The sequence below is a fragment of the Streptomyces sp. NPDC002156 genome (assembly GCF_053593675.1).
Genome location: NZ_JBSFDA010000013.1, coordinates 40,506 through 59,206, shown reverse-complemented (window position 1 = coordinate 59,206; position 18,701 = coordinate 40,506). Strand labels below are relative to the sequence as shown.

Here is an 18,701-nt window from a genome sequence, read left to right as displayed (position 1 = left end):
TCCCGTACGGGACGTCAGACAGCGGCCGGCTCCTGGTCGAGCAGTCGCCTGATGTCCCGTACGGCCGCCCGCCCGGCCCGGTTGGCGCCGATCGTGCTCGCCGAGGGACCGTAACCGACCAGATGGACGCGCGGATCGGCGACCGCCCGTGTCCCCTCGACGCGGATACCGCCGCCGGGCTCGCGCAGTCGCAGCGGCGCCAAGTGGTCGATCGCGGCCCGGAATCCGGTCGCCCAGAGGATCACGTCCGCGTCGACCCGCTGCCCGTCGGCCCACTCGACCCCGTCCGGGGTGATCCGGTCGAACATGGGCCGCCGGTCGAGGACGCCGTCGGCGAGCGCCTGCCGGATCGCGTCGTTCAGCGGCAGTCCGGTGACCGACACGACACTCTTCGGCGGCAGCCCCTGCCGTACCCGCTCCTCGACGAGCGCGACGGCCTCCCGTCCGAACTCCTCGGTGAACGGGCCCTCGCGGAAGACCGGCGGACGCCGGGTCACCCACGTGGTCCCGGCCGCGTACGGAGCGATCTCCATGAGGTGCTGGGTGCCGGACGCACCGCCGCCGACCACGATCACCCGCAACCCCGCGAACTCCTCGGGCCCGGGGTACTGCGCGGTGTGCAACTGCCGCCCCCGGAAGGTCTCCTGGCCCTTATAGCGCGGCCAGAACGGGCGGTCCCAGGTGCCGGTGGCATTGATCAGCGCCCGCGTGGACCACACACCGTCCGAGGTCTCGACGAGCAGCCGCCCGTCCCCGTCGCCCTCGCGCACGGCCCGTACGTCCACCGGTCGGCGCACCTTCAGATCGAAGGCGCGTTCGTACGCGTCGAAGTACTCGCCGATGACCTCGGCGGACGGCCGCGCCGGATCGGCGTCCGTCAGCTCCATGCCGGGCAGCGCGTTGATCGCGTGCACCTTGCCGTACGTGAGCGACTGCCACCGGAACTGCCAGGCGCCGCCGGGCTGCGGGGCATGGTCGAGCACGACGAAGTCACGCTCCGGCACGAAGCCCGTGCGCCGCAGGTGATAGGCGCTGGACAGACCGGCCTGACCAGCGCCTATGACGACGACATCGACTTCCCGCACCTCGGCACGCACCCCGGTATCGTTCACGCTTCTACTAACCGGGGGAGGGGCGAGGATCTTCCCGGCCCGACCGGAACACTCAGCGGCCGCTCGCCACCAGAATCGGCGAACCCCCGGCCGCCCCCGGCGTACGCTCCAGCAGCCCACGAGACGCCAGTTCCGGGATCACGCCCTCGCCGAACCAGTAGGCCTCTTCCAGATGCGGATACCCGGAGAGCACGAAGTGTTCGACGCCCAGTGCGTGGTACTCCTCGATCCGCTCCGCGACCTCGCCGTGGCTGCCGACGAGCGCGGTGCCCGCACCGCCCCGGACGAGACCGACGCCCGCCCACAGGTTCGGATAGATCTCCAGCTTGTCGCGCGAACCGCCGTGCAGGGCGACCATCCGCTGCTGCCCGACCGACTCACTACGGCCGAGCGCGGCCTGCGCCGCCGCGATCGTCTCCGCGTCGAGGTCGTCGAGCAGCCGGTACGCGGTCGACCAGGCCTCGGCCGACGAGTCCCGCGAGATGGTGTGCAGCCGGACCCCGAACCGGACCGTCCGCCCCTCGCGCTCGGCCAGCGACCGGATCCAGTCGATCTTCTCCTTCACCTGCGCGGGCGGCTCTCCCCAGGTCAGATACACATCGGCGTGCCGCGCCGCGACCGGCCCCGCGGCGGCCGAGGACCCGCCGAAGAAGAGCGGCGGCACCGGGTCCGGCGGCAGCGCCGTCAGCCCGTCCTCGATCTGGTAGTGCTCACCGTCGAAGTCGTACGGCCGACCGGCCCACGCCTGTCGTACGACGGACAGGAACTCGTCGGTGCGCGCGTACCGACGGTCGTGGTCGAGGTGGTCGCCGAAGCGCCGCTGCTCGGAGGAGTCGCCACCGGTGACGACGTTGAGCAGCAGCCGCCCGCGCGTGACGCGCTGGTAGGTCGCCGCCATCTGCGCGGCGAGCGCCGGTGAGATCACGCCGGGCCGGAACGCCACCAGGAACTTCAGCCGTTCGGTGTGCTGGGCGAGCGCCACGGTCGTCAGCCAGGCGTCCTCGCACCAGGTGCCGGTCGGCGTCAGCACCCCCTCGAAGCCCAACTGCTCGGCAGCCTTGGCGATTTGGGCGAGATACTCGATGTCGGGCGGCCGGACGCCCTTGACGGGACGGTTCGCGCCACCGGTGTTGGGGGCGTACGCGTGCCGGTCGACGAGGGTGCGGCCGTCGCCGCCCGTGGGCAGGAACCAGTGGAGATGGACGGTCATCGCGCGCTCACGACTCCTTGCTGGGGCGGGGCGTGGTGGTGGACGGGGGCAGGTCGTCGTTGAAGCGCCGGTCCACGTACTTCGCGAAGTCGACCTTGTTCGGGATGAGCTTGAGGCTGGTGAAGGTGTCCGCGATCTCCTGCTCGGAGGCGACGAGCGCGTCGTCGATCGCCACCGGGATCCGGGTCGCGTTGGTCCGGTTCACCGACGCGAGTGCCACCTCGTACGGCAGCCCGGTGTCCTTGGCCCACACCTTGGCCCATGCCTCGGGGTGCTCGTAGACCCAGTCCTGGGCGCGCCGCAGCCGCTCCACGAAGTCCTTGATGGCGGCCGTCTTCTTGGCGTCCTTGAGCGCGGAGGGCGCCGCCACCTGGAAGTTGAGCCCGTTGACCACACCCTCGCCGTCGGCCAGGACGCGCCCCTGACCGGCCTTGAGCACCTGCGAGGTGTACGGGTCCCACACGGCCCACGCGTCGACGCTGCCGCTGGTGTACGCGGCCAACGCGTCGGCCGGCTGGAGGTACTTGACCTTGATGTCGTTCAGGGTGAGCCCGGCCTGCTTGAGCGAGGCGATCAGCTGGTAGTGCGCGGACGAACCCTGCGCCACGGCAACGGACTTGCCCTTGAGGTCGGTGGCCTTCTTGAGCTTGGAGTCCTTGGGGACAAGGATCGCCTCGCCCTGGGATCCGCCGCGCAGGGCGCCCACCACCGTGATCTTGGAACCGGCGCCGGCCGCGAAGACCGGCGGGGTGTTGCCGACGCTGCCGATGTCGACGGCCTTGGCGTTGACGGCTTCGAGGAGGGGCGGGCCGGAGGTGAAGGTGGACCACTTGACCTTGTAGTCAAGGTTCTTGAGTTCCCCGGCGGCCCGCAGCACGGCCTCCGCGCCACCTTTCTGGTCACCGACGTTGAGCGTGAGGGACCCCTTGCCGTCGGTACCGCTGCCGGAACCGATCGAGGAGTCGGCGGCCGAGTTCCCGCCGCAGGCGGAGGCGAGCAGGGCGAGAGGGAGGAGCAGGGCGGCGGGGACGAGGCGTCGTCGCATGGTCGTTCGTTCCGATCGTGTGTGTGCAACCGTGGGGAAGGGGAGCGGAGTTGATGGTGCTCAGGCGGCTTCGGCGGCGGTGTCGACGCCCAGGCGTTCCAGGAGCTGGGCGCGCAGTTCGGCGAAGCGCGGGTCGGTGATGTCGCGCGGACGGTCCAGGTCGACCGTCGTCTCGTACGCGATGACGCCCTCGTCCATCACGAGGACACGGTCGGCGAGCAGCACTGCCTCCTCGACGTCGTGCGTCACCAACAGGACGGCGCAGCCCCGGCGTTGCCAGAGTTCGCCGACCAGCCGCTGGGCCTTGATCCGGGTGAGCGCGTCCAGTGCGCCGAACGGCTCGTCGAGCAGCAGGAGATCGGGCTCGCGCACCAACGCCCTTGCCAGCGAGGCACGTTGGGCCTCACCGCCGGAGAGGGTCTTGGGCCAGGCGTCCGAACGGTGGCTGAGGCCCACCTCGGTGAGCGCCTGCTCGGCGACCTCACGTCCGGGCTTGCCTGGCAGCCCGAGCAGGACGTTGCGCCACACCTTCTTCCACGGCATCAGCCGGGGCGCCTGGAAGGCGACGGCCTTGCGGCGCGGTACGAGGACGGTGCCCGCGATGTCGCGGTCGAGCCCGGCGAGGATGCGCAGCAGCGTGGACTTGCCGCAGCCGCTGCGGCCGAGCAGGGCCACGAACTCGCCCGGCCGGACGTTGAGTTGAAGGTTGTCGATGACGGCACGGCCGTCGAAGGCACGGGTCAGCCCCTCGACCCGTACGGCCGGTGAGGTCACCGTCCGGTGAACGTCGGTCGCCATTGCAGCAGCAGCCTTTCGAGGGTACGGACGACGAAGTCGGCCAGCAGGCCGAGGAACGCGTAGACGATCAGGCAGACCACGATCACGTCGGTCCGCAGGAAGTCCCGCGCCTGCACCATGAGGAAGCCGATACCGGCGTCCGCGTTGATCTGCTCGGCGAAGACCAGCGCCAGCCAGGCGATGCCGAGCGAGTAGCGCAGCCCGGTCATCGCCCCGGGCAGCGCGCCCGGCAGCACGACATGCCGGACGAGTCCCCACCGGGACAGCCCGAGCGACTCACCGGCCTCGATCAACTGGGAGTCCACGCCCCGGATTCCGGCGTAGACGTTGAGGTAGAGCGGGAAGGTCACACCGAGGGTGATGATCGCGACCTTCGGGGCCTCGCCGATACCGAACCAGATGATGAACAGCGGGATCAGACCGACGAACGGCACGGTCCGCAGCATCTGCACGGGCGCGTCGACGAGATCCTCGCCGATCCGGAACAGGCCCGAGACCAGGGCGAGTCCGGTGCCGATGACGGTGCCGAAGAGCAGCCCGAGCGCGACCCGCTGCAGCGAGGTGGCCATCGCGTCGCCCAGCGAACCGTCGGCGATCAGATCACTGCCGACATCGGCGATCCGCCCGGGCGAGGCGAGGATGTCGGCGGTCAGTACGCCCGTACTGCTGAGGACTTGCCAGAGCGCGAGGAGCAGCAGGGGGCCCGAGGTGCGGCGCAGCCAGCGGGGGACACGGGCGCGGCGCGTGGAGCTGGGGACGATGGGTTCGAGGTCGGGAGCGGCGTGTTCGACGGCACCGGCGGCGACATCGGACGTACCAGAGTTTGATTTAACCGATATATCGGGCTCGGGGGAGCCGGGTGGGGCATGGCTGATGCTCATGAGTGCTCCACGAGGAGGAGAGCGACCGGGGTGGGGGTGTGCCTCGGCGCCGTCGCGTCCGGGACGGATCAGGGCAGATCGCGGACGTGCGGGTTGGGCGGCGCCCAGGCGGGCGAAGGTGGAAGGAAAAAGGGCGTCAGCAGCCGCGACGACACGCGGCGGAGGCCACCCGCAGCAGGTCGATGTGACCGCGCGTGGTGAGCATGGCTGAACGCAACATGCCGCTGAAAGTAGCCAGGTGACGTGACCACGGTCAATGGTGTCTCGCGGAGTGGACCACCCGTATCAAGGGGCGGGAGAGAGGTCGGGCACGGCTCCCTGCAGGCGCGCGATGATGGACGCATGTCCGATGCCTTCACCACCCGCGTCCTGAACATCGCCTCCGGCACCGAGGAGACGGTCGTCGACCTCACCCACGACTGCGAGACCTTCCTGAGGGAGGCGGCGGCCGGCCGGGACGGCCTCCTCAACATCTTCGTCCCGCACGCCACGGCCGGAATCGCCGTCATCGAGACGGGCGCCGGCAGCGACGACGACCTCCTCGCGGCCCTCCACACCCTGCTCCCCGCGGACGACCGCTGGCAGCACCGCCACGGCACACCCGGCCACGGCCGCGACCATGTACTCCCGGCTTTCGTGCCGCCGCACGCGACGCTGCCGGTGGTGGGTGGGCGGCTGGAGTTGGGGACTTGGCAATCTGTGTGTCTGGTCGACACGAACAGGGATAATCCGCAGCGAAAGGTGCGCTTGACGTTCCTTGCGGGTTAGAGGTCGAGCTCCAGCACCGCCGACGCGGAGCGGCTCACGCAGATCATCATCGTGGTGGCGGTGGCGCGTTCGGACGGGTCGATCACCGTGTCGCGGTGGTCCGGTATCCCGGCTGTTACCGGTGTCTCGCAGCTGCCGCAGTAGCCCTCCTCGCACGAGTACGGCACGGCCGGCAGCAGCTCCCGGACGACGTCCAGGACGGAACGGTCGGCGGGCACGGTCGTGCGCAGGTCGGAGCGAGTCAGTACGACGTCGAACTCGCCCTTCGTGCCTGCGACTTGTGTGTCGCCGTCGCCCGAGGTGAAGTGTTCCGTGTACGCCGTGGGGCACAGGGACATCACCGTGTCGAGCATCGGTGTGGGCCCGCAGGCGTAGACCGCGTGACCGGGCGGAGCGGCGGCGATCTCGGCGGCCAGGTCCGGCAGGCCCGCCTCGTCCTGTGGCACGAGCAGTACGCGGTCCCCGCCCAGTTCGACCAGGTCGTCGGCGTATGCCAGGCGGGAGCGGTCGCGGGCGCCCAGGATCAGGCGCCAGGGGATGCCGCGTGCGGTCAGTTCGCGGGCCATCGGGAGGAGTGGGGTGATGCCGATGCCGCCCGCCAGTAGCAGGTAGCCCTTCGCCGGGAGCAATGGGAATCGGTTGATCGGGCCTCTTACCTCCAACTCCCGCCCTACCAGCGCCGTGTCGTGGACCTCCTGTGAGCCGCCGCGTCCGTCGGGTACCCGGTGTACGGCGACCGTCCATGCGCGGGTATCGGTCGGGTTCCCGCAGAGGGAGTAGGGGCGTCGCAGACCTGAAGGCAGGGTGAGTTCGATGTGGGCACCCGGTTCCCACGGGGGCAGTCCGCCGCCGTCAGGCCGGGTCAGCTGGAGTTCCAGCACGTCGTGGGCGATCCAGCGGGCCTGCCGGACCAGCAGAGGTCCCATGGACGGTGAGGTGTCAGAAGACACGGAAGTACTCCCGTTGTTCCCAGTCGGTGACCTCCTGCTCGAAGCGGGCGATCTCCGCGCGCTTGATACCGGCGTAGTAGGACACGAAGTCCTTGCCGAGCCGGGCCGCCAGGCTCTCGTCCGCCTCCAGCGCGGTCAGTGCCTCGCCGAGCGAGCGTGGCAGTGGCTCGGCACGGGTGGCGTACGGTTCGTCCGCTGCCGGGCCGGGGTCCGAGCCGTTCGCCACCCCGTCCAGTCCGGCGGCGAGTTGGGAGGCGAGGTAGAGGTAGGGGTTGGCCGCCGGTTCGCCGATTCGGTTCTCCAGTCGGGTTGATGACGGTCCGTCACCCAGGACTCGCACCATCGCCCCTCGGTTGTCACGCCCCCACACGGCACGGTCGGGGGCCAGCGACAGGGACCGGAAGCGCTTGAAACCGTTGAGTGTCGGTGTGGAGAACGCGCTCGTTGCTCGTGCGTGGCGCAGTAGTCCGCCGAGGAAGGCGGTGCCGTACGGCGACAGGGATGGCCGCCCGGACGCGGCACCCTCCGGACTCTCCGGGGCGAAGATGCCGACGCCGTCCCGCAGCACGCTCTGGTGCAGATGCCAGCCGCTGGAGAACACCCCGGGGAGATGGGGGCGGCACATGAAGGTCGCGTGGTGGCCGTGGCGGGCGGCGACCTGTTTGACGGCGCCGCGCAGCAGCACCATCGCGTCGGCCGTGCCCAGCCCGTCGGCGGGTTGCAGGGTCAACTCGACCTGGCTCGGCCCGAATTCGACCTCCAGACTGCGCAGCGGCAGCCCCAGTCCCTCGATGTTTGCGCGCAGGACGTCGAGGATCGGGTCCAGCTCGTCGTACCGCAGCCCGCTGAGGTACTGGTAGCCGTGGTTGAGCATGCCGACCTCGGGAGCGGCACCCGGCTGGCCCAGATCACCGGGGCCCAGGCGGGGGTCGGTGAGCCGGAAGAGGTGGAACTCCACCTCCAGGCCGGTGCGGTAGGTCAGGCCGCCCGTCTGTTCCAGGACCGAGCGCAGCAGGCCGCGCGTGCACAACGGCACCGGCGCTCCGGTGGTGAAGCGCAGGTCGCAGAGCAGCCAGCCCGTGCCCGGCGACCAGGGCAGCATCCGGAAGGTGAGCGGGTCGGGGATCATCACCATGTCGGCGGCGCCCCGCAGTTCGGGCAGCCCGAGCGGCGTCTCCTTGGTGAAGAGGGGGAAAACCGTCCGCCCCGAGGTGTCCTTGGCGAGCAGCGACGAGGCGATGCCGGTGCCGTCGCGCAGCACGTTCGGCAGCTCCCCTACGGTGACGGTCTTGCCGCGCAGCAGGCCGTGCTGGTCGGCGAAGACCAGGCGTACGACCTTCATGCCGCCGCTCTCGGTGCGCTCGCGTATCTCCCCGGCCGCCGTGGTCTGTTCGGGGTTCCACAGGCCGTGGCGCTCGATGAATCCCACGTGGCTCAGCCGTCCGTTCCGACGGGCTGTGCCCAGCTGCTGTCGGCTCGTTGTTTGGCTGTGGCGGCTGCCCAGTGCTCCTGCCAGCCCTCAGTGGGGCCGATGCCGTCCAGCGTGACCGGTCCCTGGATTCGCGCGGCCTCCTCGGGCGGCAGCACCAGCGGTGGGTTCTCACCGCGCTCCACGGCGGAGACGGCCTCGCCCAGCATCCGTCGGTACATCACGATCGCCTTGTCCGAGCGGCCCAGATGCTCGCGCGTACGGTCCTGGACGGCTCCCTGGCCCTCCACCGCCCACTGGTCGTGCACGTTGATGTCGGTGCCGAGACCGGTGTACGTCGTCGTGCGCTGTTCCTCGGGGTCGTAGCCGTAGTTGTTCGTACGGCCGAAGCGCGGGCGGTAGTCGGGCAGGGTTACCGCGCCTACCCGTTGTCGGCGCATCTCCGCGCCGTCCACCGGGGCGCCGACGCTGGTGAACAGGGCGTACCAGTGGGAGGAGTTGTCGTCGATCGGTACGTGCCACTGGGTGATGGCGGTCTCCGCGTCGAGCGGGATGTGGAAGGCGTGCGGGAACACCTGGTGGGTGACGCGGACATGGGTGCGGCTGCCGTCCATCGCGTTGCCCTGGGTGTCGGTGCCGTCCAGGGTGCGCAGGGCGGTGATGCGGATGCCGTACGGGGTGCGCACGGCGTCGATGTCGGGACGGCCGTACTCGCGCAGGATCTTCGTCATCGGCAGGTCGGTGCCCCGGGAGGCGGCCCGGAACTGTTTGCCGTAGCTGTCCTCGGGGTCCTCGTCCTGGAAGAAGCGGTGGAGGTAGGAGGCGTGGGCGGGGTCGATGCCGACCTCCAGGGCCTGGAGCCAGTTGCACTCCAACAGTCCCTTCCAGGCGAAGGCGTGGTCGGGGGGTGCCTGGAAGCAGTCCAGGGCGGGGAGTTCGGGCGGTTCGCCGGGGCCGAGGTAGCCCCAGATGATTCCGTTGATCTCGCGTACTGGGTAACTGGCCAGGCGTACGCGGGACTTGAGTGGGCTGCCGAGCGGCTCGGCGGGTGTGTCCAGGCAGGTACCGTCACGGCCGAACAGCCAGCCGTGGAAGCAGCAGCGCAGGCCGCCGTCCTCCAGCCGGCCGAGCGCCAGGTCGGCGCCACGGTGCGGGCAGCCGCGGTCGACCAGGCCGAGTCCGCCGGCGTCGTCCCGGAACAGGACGAGGTCCTGGCCCATGACCTTGGGCGCCACCAGGGGCCGTACGCCGTCGAGTTCCTCGCTCAGGGCGATGGGCTGCCAGTAGCGGCGCATCCACTCGCCGGCCGGGGTGCCCGGGCCGGTTCGGGTGAGCCGTTGGTTCTCTTCCTCGCGCATCAGATGCCTTTCCGAGGTGTCACCGTGAGTTGTGTCATCGGGCACGGGGTCAGCCGCAGCAGTGGTCCGTCGGTGTCGTGGGCGATGGTTGCTTCGGCGTGTGGGACGGCTGTATTGGCGTGTGGCAGGAGACCGGTGCGGGCACGTCCAGGGCCGGGTTGCGGTCGAAGAAGCCGTCCGGCTCCAGCCGTAGCCGCGCCTTGGCCACCGGCATCACCGGCCACTCCTCGGGGCGCGGGAAGTGGTGGGAGCCGATCGTGGCCCACAGGACCAGGTCGGTGCCGTCCAACGAGCGGTTCTCCTCCTGCCACTTGTGCACACCGTCGGCGCCCGGCTCGGCCTGGTTGGGGTACTCGCCGGCGACGAACCGGCGGTCCGGGTCGTAGGCGGTCGCCCACAACTGCCGTGCCACGAACGGGGCTCGGCGGGCGCACACACTGTCCTCGCGCACCGGCAGCACCGCCGTGTTCTCCAAGTGCACGCGGTACGCGGTCGGTTCGCCCATCCGATTGCGGGCTTCGGTGCTCTCCACCCGCCAGTGCAGGGCGCGGGAGGGGTCCGTGCTCCGGGCGCCCTCCGCCTCGTTGAGGATCGGACGCAGGACGGTGCGGGCCGCGTTGCCGTACGGGTTGAGGTCCGGGTCCGTCTCCGGCTCCGCAGTGACCTCGACCAGGCGGTTGTCGGTGCCGTCCACCGCCATGTCCAGTCGTACGGCGAAGAAGTGCTGGTGGTTGGTGACCGCGACGTTCGGGGCGACCCGGCGCGCGTAAGGGGTCTCCTCGTCCTCCGTGACGCCGGTCGCGGAGAGGATGCCGGTCATCTTGATCTCCAGCATCACCGAACCGTCCTGGTACAGCGACCAGTAGAAGCCGTAGTCGTAGTTGGCGACCGTGGCGAACGCCGAGATGATCAGACGGCGGGAACGGCGGACCTCCGTGCGGCCGGTGCGGCCGTCGTGGTGCTTCCAGAGGATGCCGTCGTCCTCCTCGTGCACGCAGACGGCGTTGGGGATGAGCCGGGGGACACCGTCGCCGCCGAGCACCGCCGCGTCGAAGTACTGAATGACACCGAGGCAGTCGCAGCCCAGGGCAAGGGAGTTGGTGAGCGGGCCCGCGCCGTACTCGCCCCAGTCGAAGAAGTTCTTGCGGTACTGGGTGGAGGCGGTGTCGAAGTAGGGGACGTACATCTCGTTGACCGCCGCACGCCGGATCACCTGTCGCGGGCCCTTTCCGGCCGCGTCGAAGGTCAGGTCGTGCAGGACCAGGCCCTCGCGGTGGCTGAAGCCGACGCGCACCGACCAGCCCTGCCAGGCGAGCCGTTGACCGGTGACGGTGAAGCTGGGTCCGTCTGGCTGGACAACTTCCAGTGACTTGAGGCCTGTTCGCTCTGCTACGACGCCCGCGCCGAATGTCCCGGACTCCTCCGACAGCGGGACGATGCCGTGGTCCTCGATGTGCAGGATCTCCATCGACTCCATGTCGATGATCGGCACCACGCCCTGGACCGGGCGCGCATAGCCGTTGTCGTCCTCGGACGTGCGGTGCCAGACGCTGCCCCAGGTCAGCCGGCGCCCCGGGTACTCGGGCGGTTCGAAGCCGCCGATCGACTCCGGGTCCACCATGACCAGCGACACGTCGTGGATGCCGCGCAGGGCGAGCGCCTCCCTGAAGCGCGGGTCGGCCCGGCACATGGCGGCGGCCTGGCGGGCCTCCTCGGAGGAGCAGCCGGGGCTGCGTACGTCCAACTTCCGCCAGGCGGTGCTCTGGGGCTTGTCGCCGAGTTCGAGGGCGACCTCGTAGGCGATGTGCGCGGAGGGGCAGATCACGACTGCGCGGGCCCGTCTCGGATCGCCCGGGACGGCGCGGCGGGCGTGGTCCTCGTCCAGGGCCACGCCCCAGAAGCGCGCGTCCTCGGTGATCCGGGTATCCGCCTTCAACACCGTGACCACGGCGGCCAGTTCGGTGACGGACAGCGGGTCCAGCGGGTGTGGTGCGTCGGTCGCCGGTACGGGTTCGGGGGCGAGTGTGCTCATGCGGGGGTTCCTTCCGGGACGGGGACGGCCGGGCCGCCGCACAGCACGGTGCCGCCGTCGGCGCGTGGATCGGCGGCGCCGTCGAGGCGGCCGTCGGCGGTCAGTCGTACGGCCTGGGTGTGGCCGGCCAGGTCGGTGCGGCCGGGCGTGACGACGACCGGCACGCCCGACGGGAGGGTGGTCGTGGTGGCGGGGACGGAACCGGGCTCGGCCAGCAGGGTCTGGGACTCGTGGCCTATGTCGCGGGCGCCGACCACCCAGCGCGGGCGGTCCAGGACGCTGGCCGGATCGGCGTCGGGGTTCATCAGGGCGGGCGCGGTCTGGGCGAGGATCTGCGGTTGGGCCCTGCCGCCTTGGCACCCGGCGGCCAGTAGGAGGTCGGCTGAGCGGCCGAGTACCGGGCACAGGGTGTGCGGGGGGCGTAGGCCGGGGCCGATGAGTGCGGGGTGGTCGGGGTCCAGGCTGAAGGCCGAGCCGCGGTTGTGGAGGACGATGCCGGTGGTGGGGTCGCAGATGCCGGAGCCGAAGGTCTGGTAGACGCTCTGGATGAGGGAGATTGCTAGGCCGGAGTCGTCTACTGCCGTGATGGCTACGGTGTCGCCGGCCGGGCGGGAGGGGGGCTTCGGTGGCTGTGCGCCGTTGAGTGGCGCGGGCCGTAGCAATCCGTTGAGGTCCGGCTGCGTACCGCGTGGGTCGCCCAGGAGGCGGTCGCGTGCTGCCGAGGCGTCTTGGCAGAGGGGCGCCAAGTGTTCCGCTGGGTAGGTGGCTTGTTCACTGCGGGCCGGTGGGGGCTGGTCGCGCAGTTCCCCGCGCCCCTTTTGGGGCGCTTCACCACACCGGAGTTCACCAGTTCCCAGCACCGCCAGCAGCGTTGCCCCCTGGCTCGGTGGGGGAGCCGTCCACCAGCGGGTGTCGGCCGTGTCCAGTGTCAGCGGCTCGACGGTCTCCGGGCGGTGGGCCGCCAGGTCGGCCGCCGTCAGGGGGCTGCCCGCCCGGCGCAGGCCCTCCGCGAGGGACTCGGCCACCGGTCCCCGGTAGAAGGACCAGGGGTCGTCGGCCAAGTTTCGTAGTACGGCGGCCAGTTGTGGCTGGGGGAGTGGGGCGCCCTCGGTGAGCGGGGTCCCGTCGGGGGCGGTCAGCAGGGTGGTGAGTCCGGGGTCGGCGGCGATCTGCTCGGCGCGTTCGCCTATCGCGCGTGCCAGGCCCGGCGACACCGTGGCGCCGTTCTCCGCCAGTTCGGCCGCGTCCCGCAGCGCGGCTGCGAGGGCGCCCGGTGTGCCGTAGGACTCGGCGAGGGCCGCCCAGCCGGCCACGACGCCGGGGACGGTCACCGTCTGTGGACCCTGCGCGGGCATCCGTCGGTCCGCGGCGCGCAGGGCCTCGACGTCCACGTTCTGTGCTGCGGCTCCGGCGGAGATGATCGCGCGCACGGTTCCGTCGGGGGAGTGGACGAGGGCGATCAAGTCGCCGCCCAGGGAGCACTGGTGGGGGTAGACGACGGTGAGCGCGGCGGCAGCGGCCAGCGCTGCGTCCACCGCGTTGCCGCCGCGCTCCGCGGCTCGGCAGGCGGCCGAGAGCGCCGCCGGGTGCGGTGCGGCGAGGATCAGCCGGGAACCGGCGCTCACGTGTCGTCCCTCGGCAAGAGCACCGTCCGCGACGGGGCTGCCTCGGCGCCCTGCAGGGGCAGGGGGAGCGAGAGCATGTCGTAGACGCCCGCCGGGGTGTGCAGCAGGTCGACCACTTCGAGGATCAACACCTCGGCGGAGCACAGGAGTTGGTGGGTCTCCCAGTGGGTGGTGTAGGCGACGGCCTCGATGCTCAGGTAGTCGATGCCTGCCGTGCGCACCCCGGCTTCTATGAGGCGTTCCGCGCCGTCCGGGGCCAGGCCGACCCACTCCCTCGCCTTCCACGGGCTGCGCAGCACGCCCTCCGAGTTGCTGGTGCGCAGCAGCACCCGTTCCTCGTCTCCGAGGCCGGCCGCGTCCAGGTCGGCGGCGGTGATCTGCTCCTTCACATGGGTCAGGTCGAGGACCCGCGCGGTGCCGTTGAGCGCGGAGAGGTCGAGCTGGTCGACGGTCTTTCCGCCGTCGATGAAGTGGGCGGGCGCGTCGATGTGGGTGCCGGTGTGGGCGCCTATGCGCCAGCGGCTCACGTTGGACGGGTCACCGGCGGTGCGGGACTCCACGATCTCCATCTCGGGACGGCGGCCCCAGTGCAGCATTCCGGGGTGGATGGGGACGGACACGTCGATGGCCTTGGCGAAATCCAGGATCATGCTCATGCTGTGCTCCTATTGGATGCGGATATCATGGAAGTGGATCCAATAAGCGATGGCAGTGGATGCCCTCGGGTGCATGGGAAACTGCTCCACCACCGCGCACCCTCCGACCGACCCCGAGAAGGGCTTGACCGACTCCGATGACGCCCCACACAGACGAGGGCCCCCTCGTCGACGACATCGCGGCCCGCATCCGCGCGCGGATCATGAACGGCGAACTGGCGATCGGCAAACCGCTGCGCCAGGCGGCACTGGCCGCCGAGTTCGGGGTCAGCCGCACTCCTGTGCGCGAGGCGCTGCGCCAGCTGCAGAACGGCGGCCTGATCGAGATGCAGCCCCACCGTGGCGCGGTGGTCCGGGTGCCCGCGCCCTGGGAGGTGCGCCAGGCGTACGAGGTGCGCGCCGAGCTGGAGGGCCTGGCCGCCCGGCGTGCAGCCACCCGCATCACCGAGCGCCAGCTCGCCGAACTGCGCGAGCACAACGCCGTCCTGAGAGACGCGGCGGAGCGCGAGGCCGGTGGCAGCCCCGCCACCACCGCCGCCAACGACTGCTTCCACACCGTCGTCTGCGTGGCGGCCGACAACCCCTGGCTGAGCCGCATGATCGACCGCATAAACGAGAGCTTCCCGCGCAACGTCTCCTCGCTCGCCCTCGCCGGCGACGAACGCCACCGGCAGGAGAACATCCGCCAGCACGAGGCGATCATCGAAGCCCTGACCGCCCGCGACCCCGACCGTGCGGACGACGCCATGCGCGACCACATCGTCAGCTCGGGCGAGCATCTGACGGCCTGGTACGAGCGCCGTTCCCAGACCGTGTTCCACGGCTGAGACAGCCGTGGGGCCTGTCATCGGGCCCCACCCGTCAACAGCCGTGCGGGCGAGAGGAATTCAAGGTCCGGGCGAGCGGTCCCGCACACCAGATCGGCCAGCGCCTCGCCGATCGCCGGCCCGAACTTGAACCCGTGACCCGAGCAGGCCGACGCCACCAACACCTGCGGCACACCCGGCACTTCGCCGACGAGGAAACGACGGTCCGCCGTCATCGTGTAGAGGCACGTCAGACTCTCGGTCACCGGTCCGGCGCCGGGCAGTACCTGCGCCACCGCCTCGGCGAGCAGGGCGAGTTCGTCCGCGCTCGCCGGAGGGCGGGGTGCGTCCGGATCCCAGGCCGGTCCGCTGTCCAGCCCCGCCTTCAGGCCACGGCCATCGGCGGCGGGGAACCCGTACAGCAGGCCCTGCGGCAGATCCACCGAGAAGCTCCCCAGACCGGATCTGCCCAGCGGGCCCTCGGGGTCGGCCGCGAAGTAGGCGCTCACGATCCGAGTGACGGTCAGATGTGGTGCGAGGTAGGGGACTTGGGTTGCCGTCCAGGGTCCCGTGCAGAGCACCAGGCGGCGCGTGCGCAGTTCGCGGCTGTCGGCGGTGCGTACGACGACCTCGTCGCCGTCCGGCTCCCAGCCGAGGACCGGCGTACGGTCCAGCACGTCCGCGCCCGACCGTTCGGCCAGGGCGAGTTGGGCCCGTAGCGTCTCCGCTGCGTCGATGATTCCGGCCCTCGGGTCGTACACCGCGCCGTATCCGGCGGGTAGTCGGAGCCCCGGGAAGATCCGTGCCGCCTCCTCCGGGTCCACCTGCCGACAGCCGGGGCCGCGCAGCGGATCGGGCCGGTCCAGCGGCGCCGCGTACAAACCCCCGGTGTTGTCGAGGAGTTGCGTCTTCGCGGCCTCCTCCAGATCTGCCCAGGCCCTGTAGGCGGTGTCCACCAGGTCGTCCCAGTCGGGGTGGGGGTAGGCGCGCCGGATCATCCGGGTCGCACCGTGCGAGGAACCCAGCTCGTGGGCCGAGGCGAACTGCTCCAGGCCGAGGACGTCGAGTCCACGTGCGGCCAGCCGGTGCAGGGCGGCGCTGCCGTGGACGCCGAGACCGACGACGATCGCGTCGTGGCAGCGGAGGGCCGCACGGGGTGCGGGGGCGGTGGTGGCATGGGGCGCCGGCACCTTCGAAACCGCCCTTCGGTGATCCCGTACGTCCGTCTCCAGTGCCGATGCCTCGGCAGCCCTCCTTCGCCCGGCTGCCCGTACGTCCGCCCCTTGCCCCCGTACGATCTCCCGCACCGCCTCCACCAGGGCGTCCAGGTCGGACTGGTCGTTGTAGACGTGCACCGACGCCCGGACCACCTTGGTCAGCCCCCGGGGATCCATGTCCCAGCGCCCGTGCCCGGCGGGCACCGCGATGAGATGGACCCGGCGTTCGGCGAGTTCGCGCTGTACGTCGGAGGCGTCCAGGCCGTCGACCACGAAGGTGACGATGGCGCCGCCGGCGGCCGGTGGGTCGGTGATGTGCACGCCGGGCAGTTCCGCGAGCCGCTCCCGCAGACCTGTGGCGAGCCTCGCCAGGTGTCCGGCGACGACGTCCACGCCCAGGGAGTCGAGGGCGGCCAGTGCGGCGCCCAGGCCGAGGCGCAGGGCGTGCGCGGCCTCCCACAGCTCGAACCGCTTGGCGTCCGGGACCAGTTCCCAGCTCCGCTCGGCGGTCCAGTGCGCGCCCCGGACGTCGGGGGCCTCGGGGGAGAGCCGTTCGAGGAGCGGGCGGCGGACCGCGAGCAGGCCCGTGCCGCGCGGGGCGCGCAGGAACTTGCGGCCGGTTCCGATGAGGAGGTCGCAGCCGATGGCGCCCATGTCGACGGGCAGTTGGCCGAGCGACTGCGTGGCGTCGAGCAGGAAGGGCACCCCGTGTGCTCTCGCCAACGCGCCGATTTCGGCGGCGGGTTCGACCAGACCTGAGGAAGTTGGGACATGCGCCGCGGTGACCAGTGCTGCGGGACCCGCGCGCAGTGCCGCCTCCAGCGCCGCCAAGTCCACTGCCCCGTCAGAGGCGTTGGGCAGCAGCTCGACGCGAACGCCCAGGTCGCGCTCGGCCGCCAGCAGGTGCAGGGCGCAACTGACGTAGCTGGAGCGGGCGGCGAGGACGCGGTCGCCGGGGCGTAGCCGCAGTGCCGACACCGCGCGCTGCCAGCCCGCCGTCGCGCTCTCGACGAGGGCGACCTCGTCCGGGCCGACGCCGAGGAGGCGGGCGGTGCGTGCGTAGACGGCGTCCAGAGCGGGGGCCGCGTGTTTGGCGGCCTCGTATCCGCCGGACAGGCTCTCGGCGCGCAGGTGGTCGATGACCGCGTCGACGGTGCCATCGGCGAGCAGGGCCGCGCCGGCCGCGTTGAAGTGGTGGCCGGTGGCGGAGCCGGGTGTCCGGGCGCGCTCGGCCGCGACGTCCGGTCCGCGGGTGGCCGGGGACGAGGACGCGGCCGTGGTGCCGGTCGTCACGGGGGCGCTCACAGGGCGATCGTGATGCTCTTGAGCTCGGTGAACCCGTCGACTGCGGCGTCGCCGAGGTCCCTGCCGAGGCCGGACTGCTTCATCCCGCCGAAGGCCACGGCGGGATCGAACTCGTTGTACGTGTTGACCCACACGGTGCCCGCCTCCAGCGCGGCGGCGGTGCGGTGGGCGCGCTGGAGACTGCCGGTCCACACGCCCGCGGCGAGCCCGTAGTCGCTGTCGTTGGCGAGCGCGATCGCCTCCTCCTCGGTGTCGAAGGGCATGACCGTGGCGACCGGGCCGAAGATCTCCTCCCGGGCGATCCGCATGTCGGGCGTGACACCCGTGAACACGGTCGGCCGCACGAACCAGCCCGGCCCCGGTATCGGTTCCCCGCCCACGGCCACCTCCGCGCCCTCCGCGCGGCCGAGTTCGACATAGCTAGTGACACGGTCGTACTGCTCCTGCGACACCAGCGGACCGATGTTGATCCCGCCCGCCAGGCCCGGCCCGATCCGCAGGGCCTCCACGGCGGGCACCAGCAGGTCGAGGAACTCCTTGACGACCGTGCGCTCGACCAGGAGCCGGCTCCCGGCGGTGCACATCTGTCCGGAGTGCCCGAACACCGCACGGACGGCGGCCGGTACGGCGGCCTCCAGATCGGCGTCGGCGAACACGATGTTGGGCGACTTGCCGCCGAGTTCGAGGGTGAGCCGCTTCACCGTCGGCGCGGCGGCCGCCATGATCAGCCGCCCGACCTCGGTGGACCCGGTGAAGGACACCTTGGCGACATCCGGGTGGGCGACCAGCTCCGCCCCTGTACGGCCGTCACCCGTCACCACGTTGACCACGCCCTCGGGGACGCCCGCCTCCAGACAGAGCGCGGCCAGTCGCAGCGCGGTGAGCGGGGTCTGCTCGGCCGGCTTGACCACGACCGTGCAGCCCGCCGCCAGCGCCGGGGCGATCTTCCAGGCGGCGATCATGAAGGGGAAGTTCCACGGCAGCACGGCAGCGACCACGCCGACCGGCTCGCGCACGCTGTAGACGTGCCGGTCGGGCCCCGCCGCGTGCACGGTGCCGGTCAGCCGGGCCGGGGCGCCGGCGAAGTGCCGGATGGCCTGGAGGCCGAGGTCCACGTCGCCACGGGCGCGCTCGATGGCCTTGCCGTTGTCGAGCGTGTCCAGCACCGCGAGCTGCTCGGCGTCGCGCTCCACCAGGTCGGCGAGGCGCAGCAGCACGTCACGGCGTTGCCGGGGCGGCAGTCCGCGCCAGCGCCGGTCGCGGTGTGCGGCGACCGCGGCGGCGACCGCGGCGGACACCTCTGCGGGGCCCGCCTGCGCGATGGCGGTGAGCTGTTCGCGGGTGGCGGGGTCGAGCACCGGGATCCGCTGCGGCGAGGTCCCCGTGGTCCAGTCGCCGCCGATGAGCATGGGCTCGCAGTCCGGCAGGTGGGGGAGGGTGGTGCTGGGGTCCAAGGTGTGCTCCTTCTGGGGCAAGGGGTCACGCAGGGGCACGTACGGGCGCGTACGG

The 18,701-nt window shown here is 71.3% G+C and carries 16 protein-coding genes; 2 read left to right on the top strand and 14 right to left on the bottom strand.

Translation table 11 applies throughout. From position 1 onward, the window contains the following. Window positions 1-14: 14 nt before the first annotated feature. From ACWCRB_RS08810 to ACWCRB_RS08785, 6 genes are all read right to left on the bottom strand, one after another. Window positions 15-1,112 (bottom strand): NAD(P)-binding domain-containing protein, encoded by a 1,098-nt coding sequence (locus ACWCRB_RS08810; protein ID WP_450995363.1) that lies wholly within the window; start codon window positions 1,110-1,112, stop codon window positions 15-17. Between the two features lie 52 nt (window positions 1,113-1,164). Continuing rightward, window positions 1,165-2,322, bottom strand: coding sequence for an LLM class flavin-dependent oxidoreductase (locus tag ACWCRB_RS08805; RefSeq protein WP_450995362.1), 1,158 nt, complete (start codon window positions 2,320-2,322; stop codon window positions 1,165-1,167). Between the two features lie 7 nt (window positions 2,323-2,329). After that, window positions 2,330-3,367, bottom strand: a complete 1,038-nt coding sequence (locus ACWCRB_RS08800) for an ABC transporter substrate-binding protein (RefSeq protein WP_405539017.1) — start codon at window positions 3,365-3,367, stop codon at window positions 2,330-2,332. 60 nt (window positions 3,368-3,427) lie between these two features. Beyond that, window positions 3,428-4,165 carry an ABC transporter ATP-binding protein gene (locus ACWCRB_RS08795; RefSeq protein ID WP_450995361.1) on the bottom strand — a complete coding sequence of 246 codons (738 nt, stop codon included), beginning with the start codon at window positions 4,163-4,165 and terminating at the stop codon, window positions 3,428-3,430. Then, window positions 4,138-5,046: an ABC transporter permease gene (locus tag ACWCRB_RS08790; RefSeq protein ID WP_450995360.1), complete on the bottom strand. Its 909-nt coding sequence runs from the start codon at window positions 5,044-5,046 to the stop codon at window positions 4,138-4,140. The genes ACWCRB_RS08795 and ACWCRB_RS08790 overlap by 28 nt, the downstream gene beginning before the upstream one ends. A 136-nt stretch (window positions 5,047-5,182) precedes the next feature. Continuing rightward, entirely contained in the window at window positions 5,183-5,251 is a 69-nt protein-coding gene (locus ACWCRB_RS08785) for a putative leader peptide (RefSeq protein WP_351286961.1), read from the bottom strand. 137 nt (window positions 5,252-5,388) lie between these two features. Here ACWCRB_RS08785 and ACWCRB_RS08780 point away from each other — a divergent pair, with 137 nt between their 5' ends. Then, window positions 5,389-5,814 (top strand): YjbQ family protein, encoded by a 426-nt coding sequence (locus tag ACWCRB_RS08780; protein WP_450995359.1) that lies wholly within the window; start codon window positions 5,389-5,391, stop codon window positions 5,812-5,814. Here the strand turns inward: ACWCRB_RS08780 and ACWCRB_RS08775 are convergent. Genes ACWCRB_RS08775 through ACWCRB_RS08750 form a run of 6 tightly spaced genes read right to left on the bottom strand, consistent with a single transcriptional unit; the run spans window position 5,811 to window position 13,864 of the window. Next, a complete protein-coding gene (locus ACWCRB_RS08775; RefSeq protein ID WP_450995358.1) occupies window positions 5,811-6,740 on the bottom strand; it encodes a PDR/VanB family oxidoreductase in 930 nt (309 codons plus the stop codon). The genes ACWCRB_RS08780 and ACWCRB_RS08775 overlap by 4 nt on opposite strands. Before the next feature lie 13 nt (window positions 6,741-6,753). Beyond that, entirely contained in the window at window positions 6,754-8,193 is a 1,440-nt protein-coding gene (locus ACWCRB_RS08770; protein ID WP_450995357.1) for a glutamine synthetase family protein, read from the bottom strand. A gap of 5 nt (window positions 8,194-8,198) precedes the next feature. Continuing rightward, the gene (locus tag ACWCRB_RS08765) at window positions 8,199-9,551 is read right to left on the bottom strand and encodes a Rieske 2Fe-2S domain-containing protein (protein ID WP_450995356.1); all 1,353 of its coding nucleotides are present in this window, start codon (window positions 9,549-9,551) and stop codon (window positions 8,199-8,201) included. Between the two features lie 49 nt (window positions 9,552-9,600). Beyond that, complete coding sequence (locus tag ACWCRB_RS08760; protein ID WP_450995355.1) at window positions 9,601-11,583, bottom strand: primary-amine oxidase; 1,983 nt, start codon at window positions 11,581-11,583, stop codon at window positions 9,601-9,603. Next, window positions 11,580-13,208: a gamma-glutamyltransferase gene (locus ACWCRB_RS08755; protein WP_450995354.1), complete on the bottom strand. Its 1,629-nt coding sequence runs from the start codon at window positions 13,206-13,208 to the stop codon at window positions 11,580-11,582. The genes ACWCRB_RS08760 and ACWCRB_RS08755 overlap by 4 nt, the downstream gene beginning before the upstream one ends. Continuing rightward, window positions 13,205-13,864, bottom strand: coding sequence for a cyclase family protein (locus ACWCRB_RS08750; protein WP_450995353.1), 660 nt, complete (start codon window positions 13,862-13,864; stop codon window positions 13,205-13,207). The genes ACWCRB_RS08755 and ACWCRB_RS08750 overlap by 4 nt, the downstream gene beginning before the upstream one ends. 137 nt (window positions 13,865-14,001) lie before the next feature. Between ACWCRB_RS08750 and ACWCRB_RS08745 the strand changes: the two genes are divergently transcribed. Then, window positions 14,002-14,691, top strand: coding sequence for a GntR family transcriptional regulator (locus ACWCRB_RS08745; protein ID WP_450995352.1), 690 nt, complete (start codon window positions 14,002-14,004; stop codon window positions 14,689-14,691). Window positions 14,692-14,708: 17 nt separating this feature from the next. Here the strand turns inward: ACWCRB_RS08745 and solA are convergent, their stop codons facing one another. Beyond that, window positions 14,709-17,192 (bottom strand): N-methyl-L-tryptophan oxidase, encoded by a 2,484-nt coding sequence (solA, locus tag ACWCRB_RS08740; RefSeq protein ID WP_450995351.1) that lies wholly within the window; start codon window positions 17,190-17,192, stop codon window positions 14,709-14,711. Continuing rightward, window positions 17,189-18,646 (bottom strand): aldehyde dehydrogenase family protein, encoded by a 1,458-nt coding sequence (locus ACWCRB_RS08735; protein WP_450995350.1) that lies wholly within the window; start codon window positions 18,644-18,646, stop codon window positions 17,189-17,191. Before ACWCRB_RS08735 ends, solA begins: the two co-directional genes overlap by 4 nt. Window positions 18,647-18,701: the final 55 nt, after the last annotated feature.

What these genes read in the sequence shown, in the direction of transcription:
- ACWCRB_RS08805 (WP_450995362.1), bottom strand. Translation starts at nt 2,322, where the DNA reads ATGACCGTCCATCTCCACTGGTTCCTGCCCACGGGCGGCGACGGCCGC.
- ACWCRB_RS08800 (WP_405539017.1), bottom strand. Translation starts at nt 3,367, where the DNA reads ATGCGACGACGCCTCGTCCCCGCCGCCCTGCTCCTCCCTCTCGCCCTG.
- ACWCRB_RS08795 (WP_450995361.1), bottom strand. Translation starts at nt 4,165, where the DNA reads ATGGCGACCGACGTTCACCGGACGGTGACCTCACCGGCCGTACGGGTC.
- ACWCRB_RS08790 (WP_450995360.1), bottom strand. Translation starts at nt 5,046, where the DNA reads ATGAGCATCAGCCATGCCCCACCCGGCTCCCCCGAGCCCGATATATCG.
- ACWCRB_RS08780 (WP_450995359.1), top strand. Translation starts at nt 5,389, where the DNA reads ATGTCCGATGCCTTCACCACCCGCGTCCTGAACATCGCCTCCGGCACC.
- ACWCRB_RS08775 (WP_450995358.1), bottom strand. Translation starts at nt 6,740, where the DNA reads ATGGGACCTCTGCTGGTCCGGCAGGCCCGCTGGATCGCCCACGACGTG.
- ACWCRB_RS08765 (WP_450995356.1), bottom strand. Translation starts at nt 9,551, where the DNA reads ATGCGCGAGGAAGAGAACCAACGGCTCACCCGAACCGGCCCGGGCACC.
- ACWCRB_RS08760 (WP_450995355.1), bottom strand. Translation starts at nt 11,583, where the DNA reads ATGAGCACACTCGCCCCCGAACCCGTACCGGCGACCGACGCACCACAC.
- ACWCRB_RS08750 (WP_450995353.1), bottom strand. Translation starts at nt 13,864, where the DNA reads ATGAGCATGATCCTGGATTTCGCCAAGGCCATCGACGTGTCCGTCCCC.
- ACWCRB_RS08745 (WP_450995352.1), top strand. Translation starts at nt 14,002, where the DNA reads ATGACGCCCCACACAGACGAGGGCCCCCTCGTCGACGACATCGCGGCC.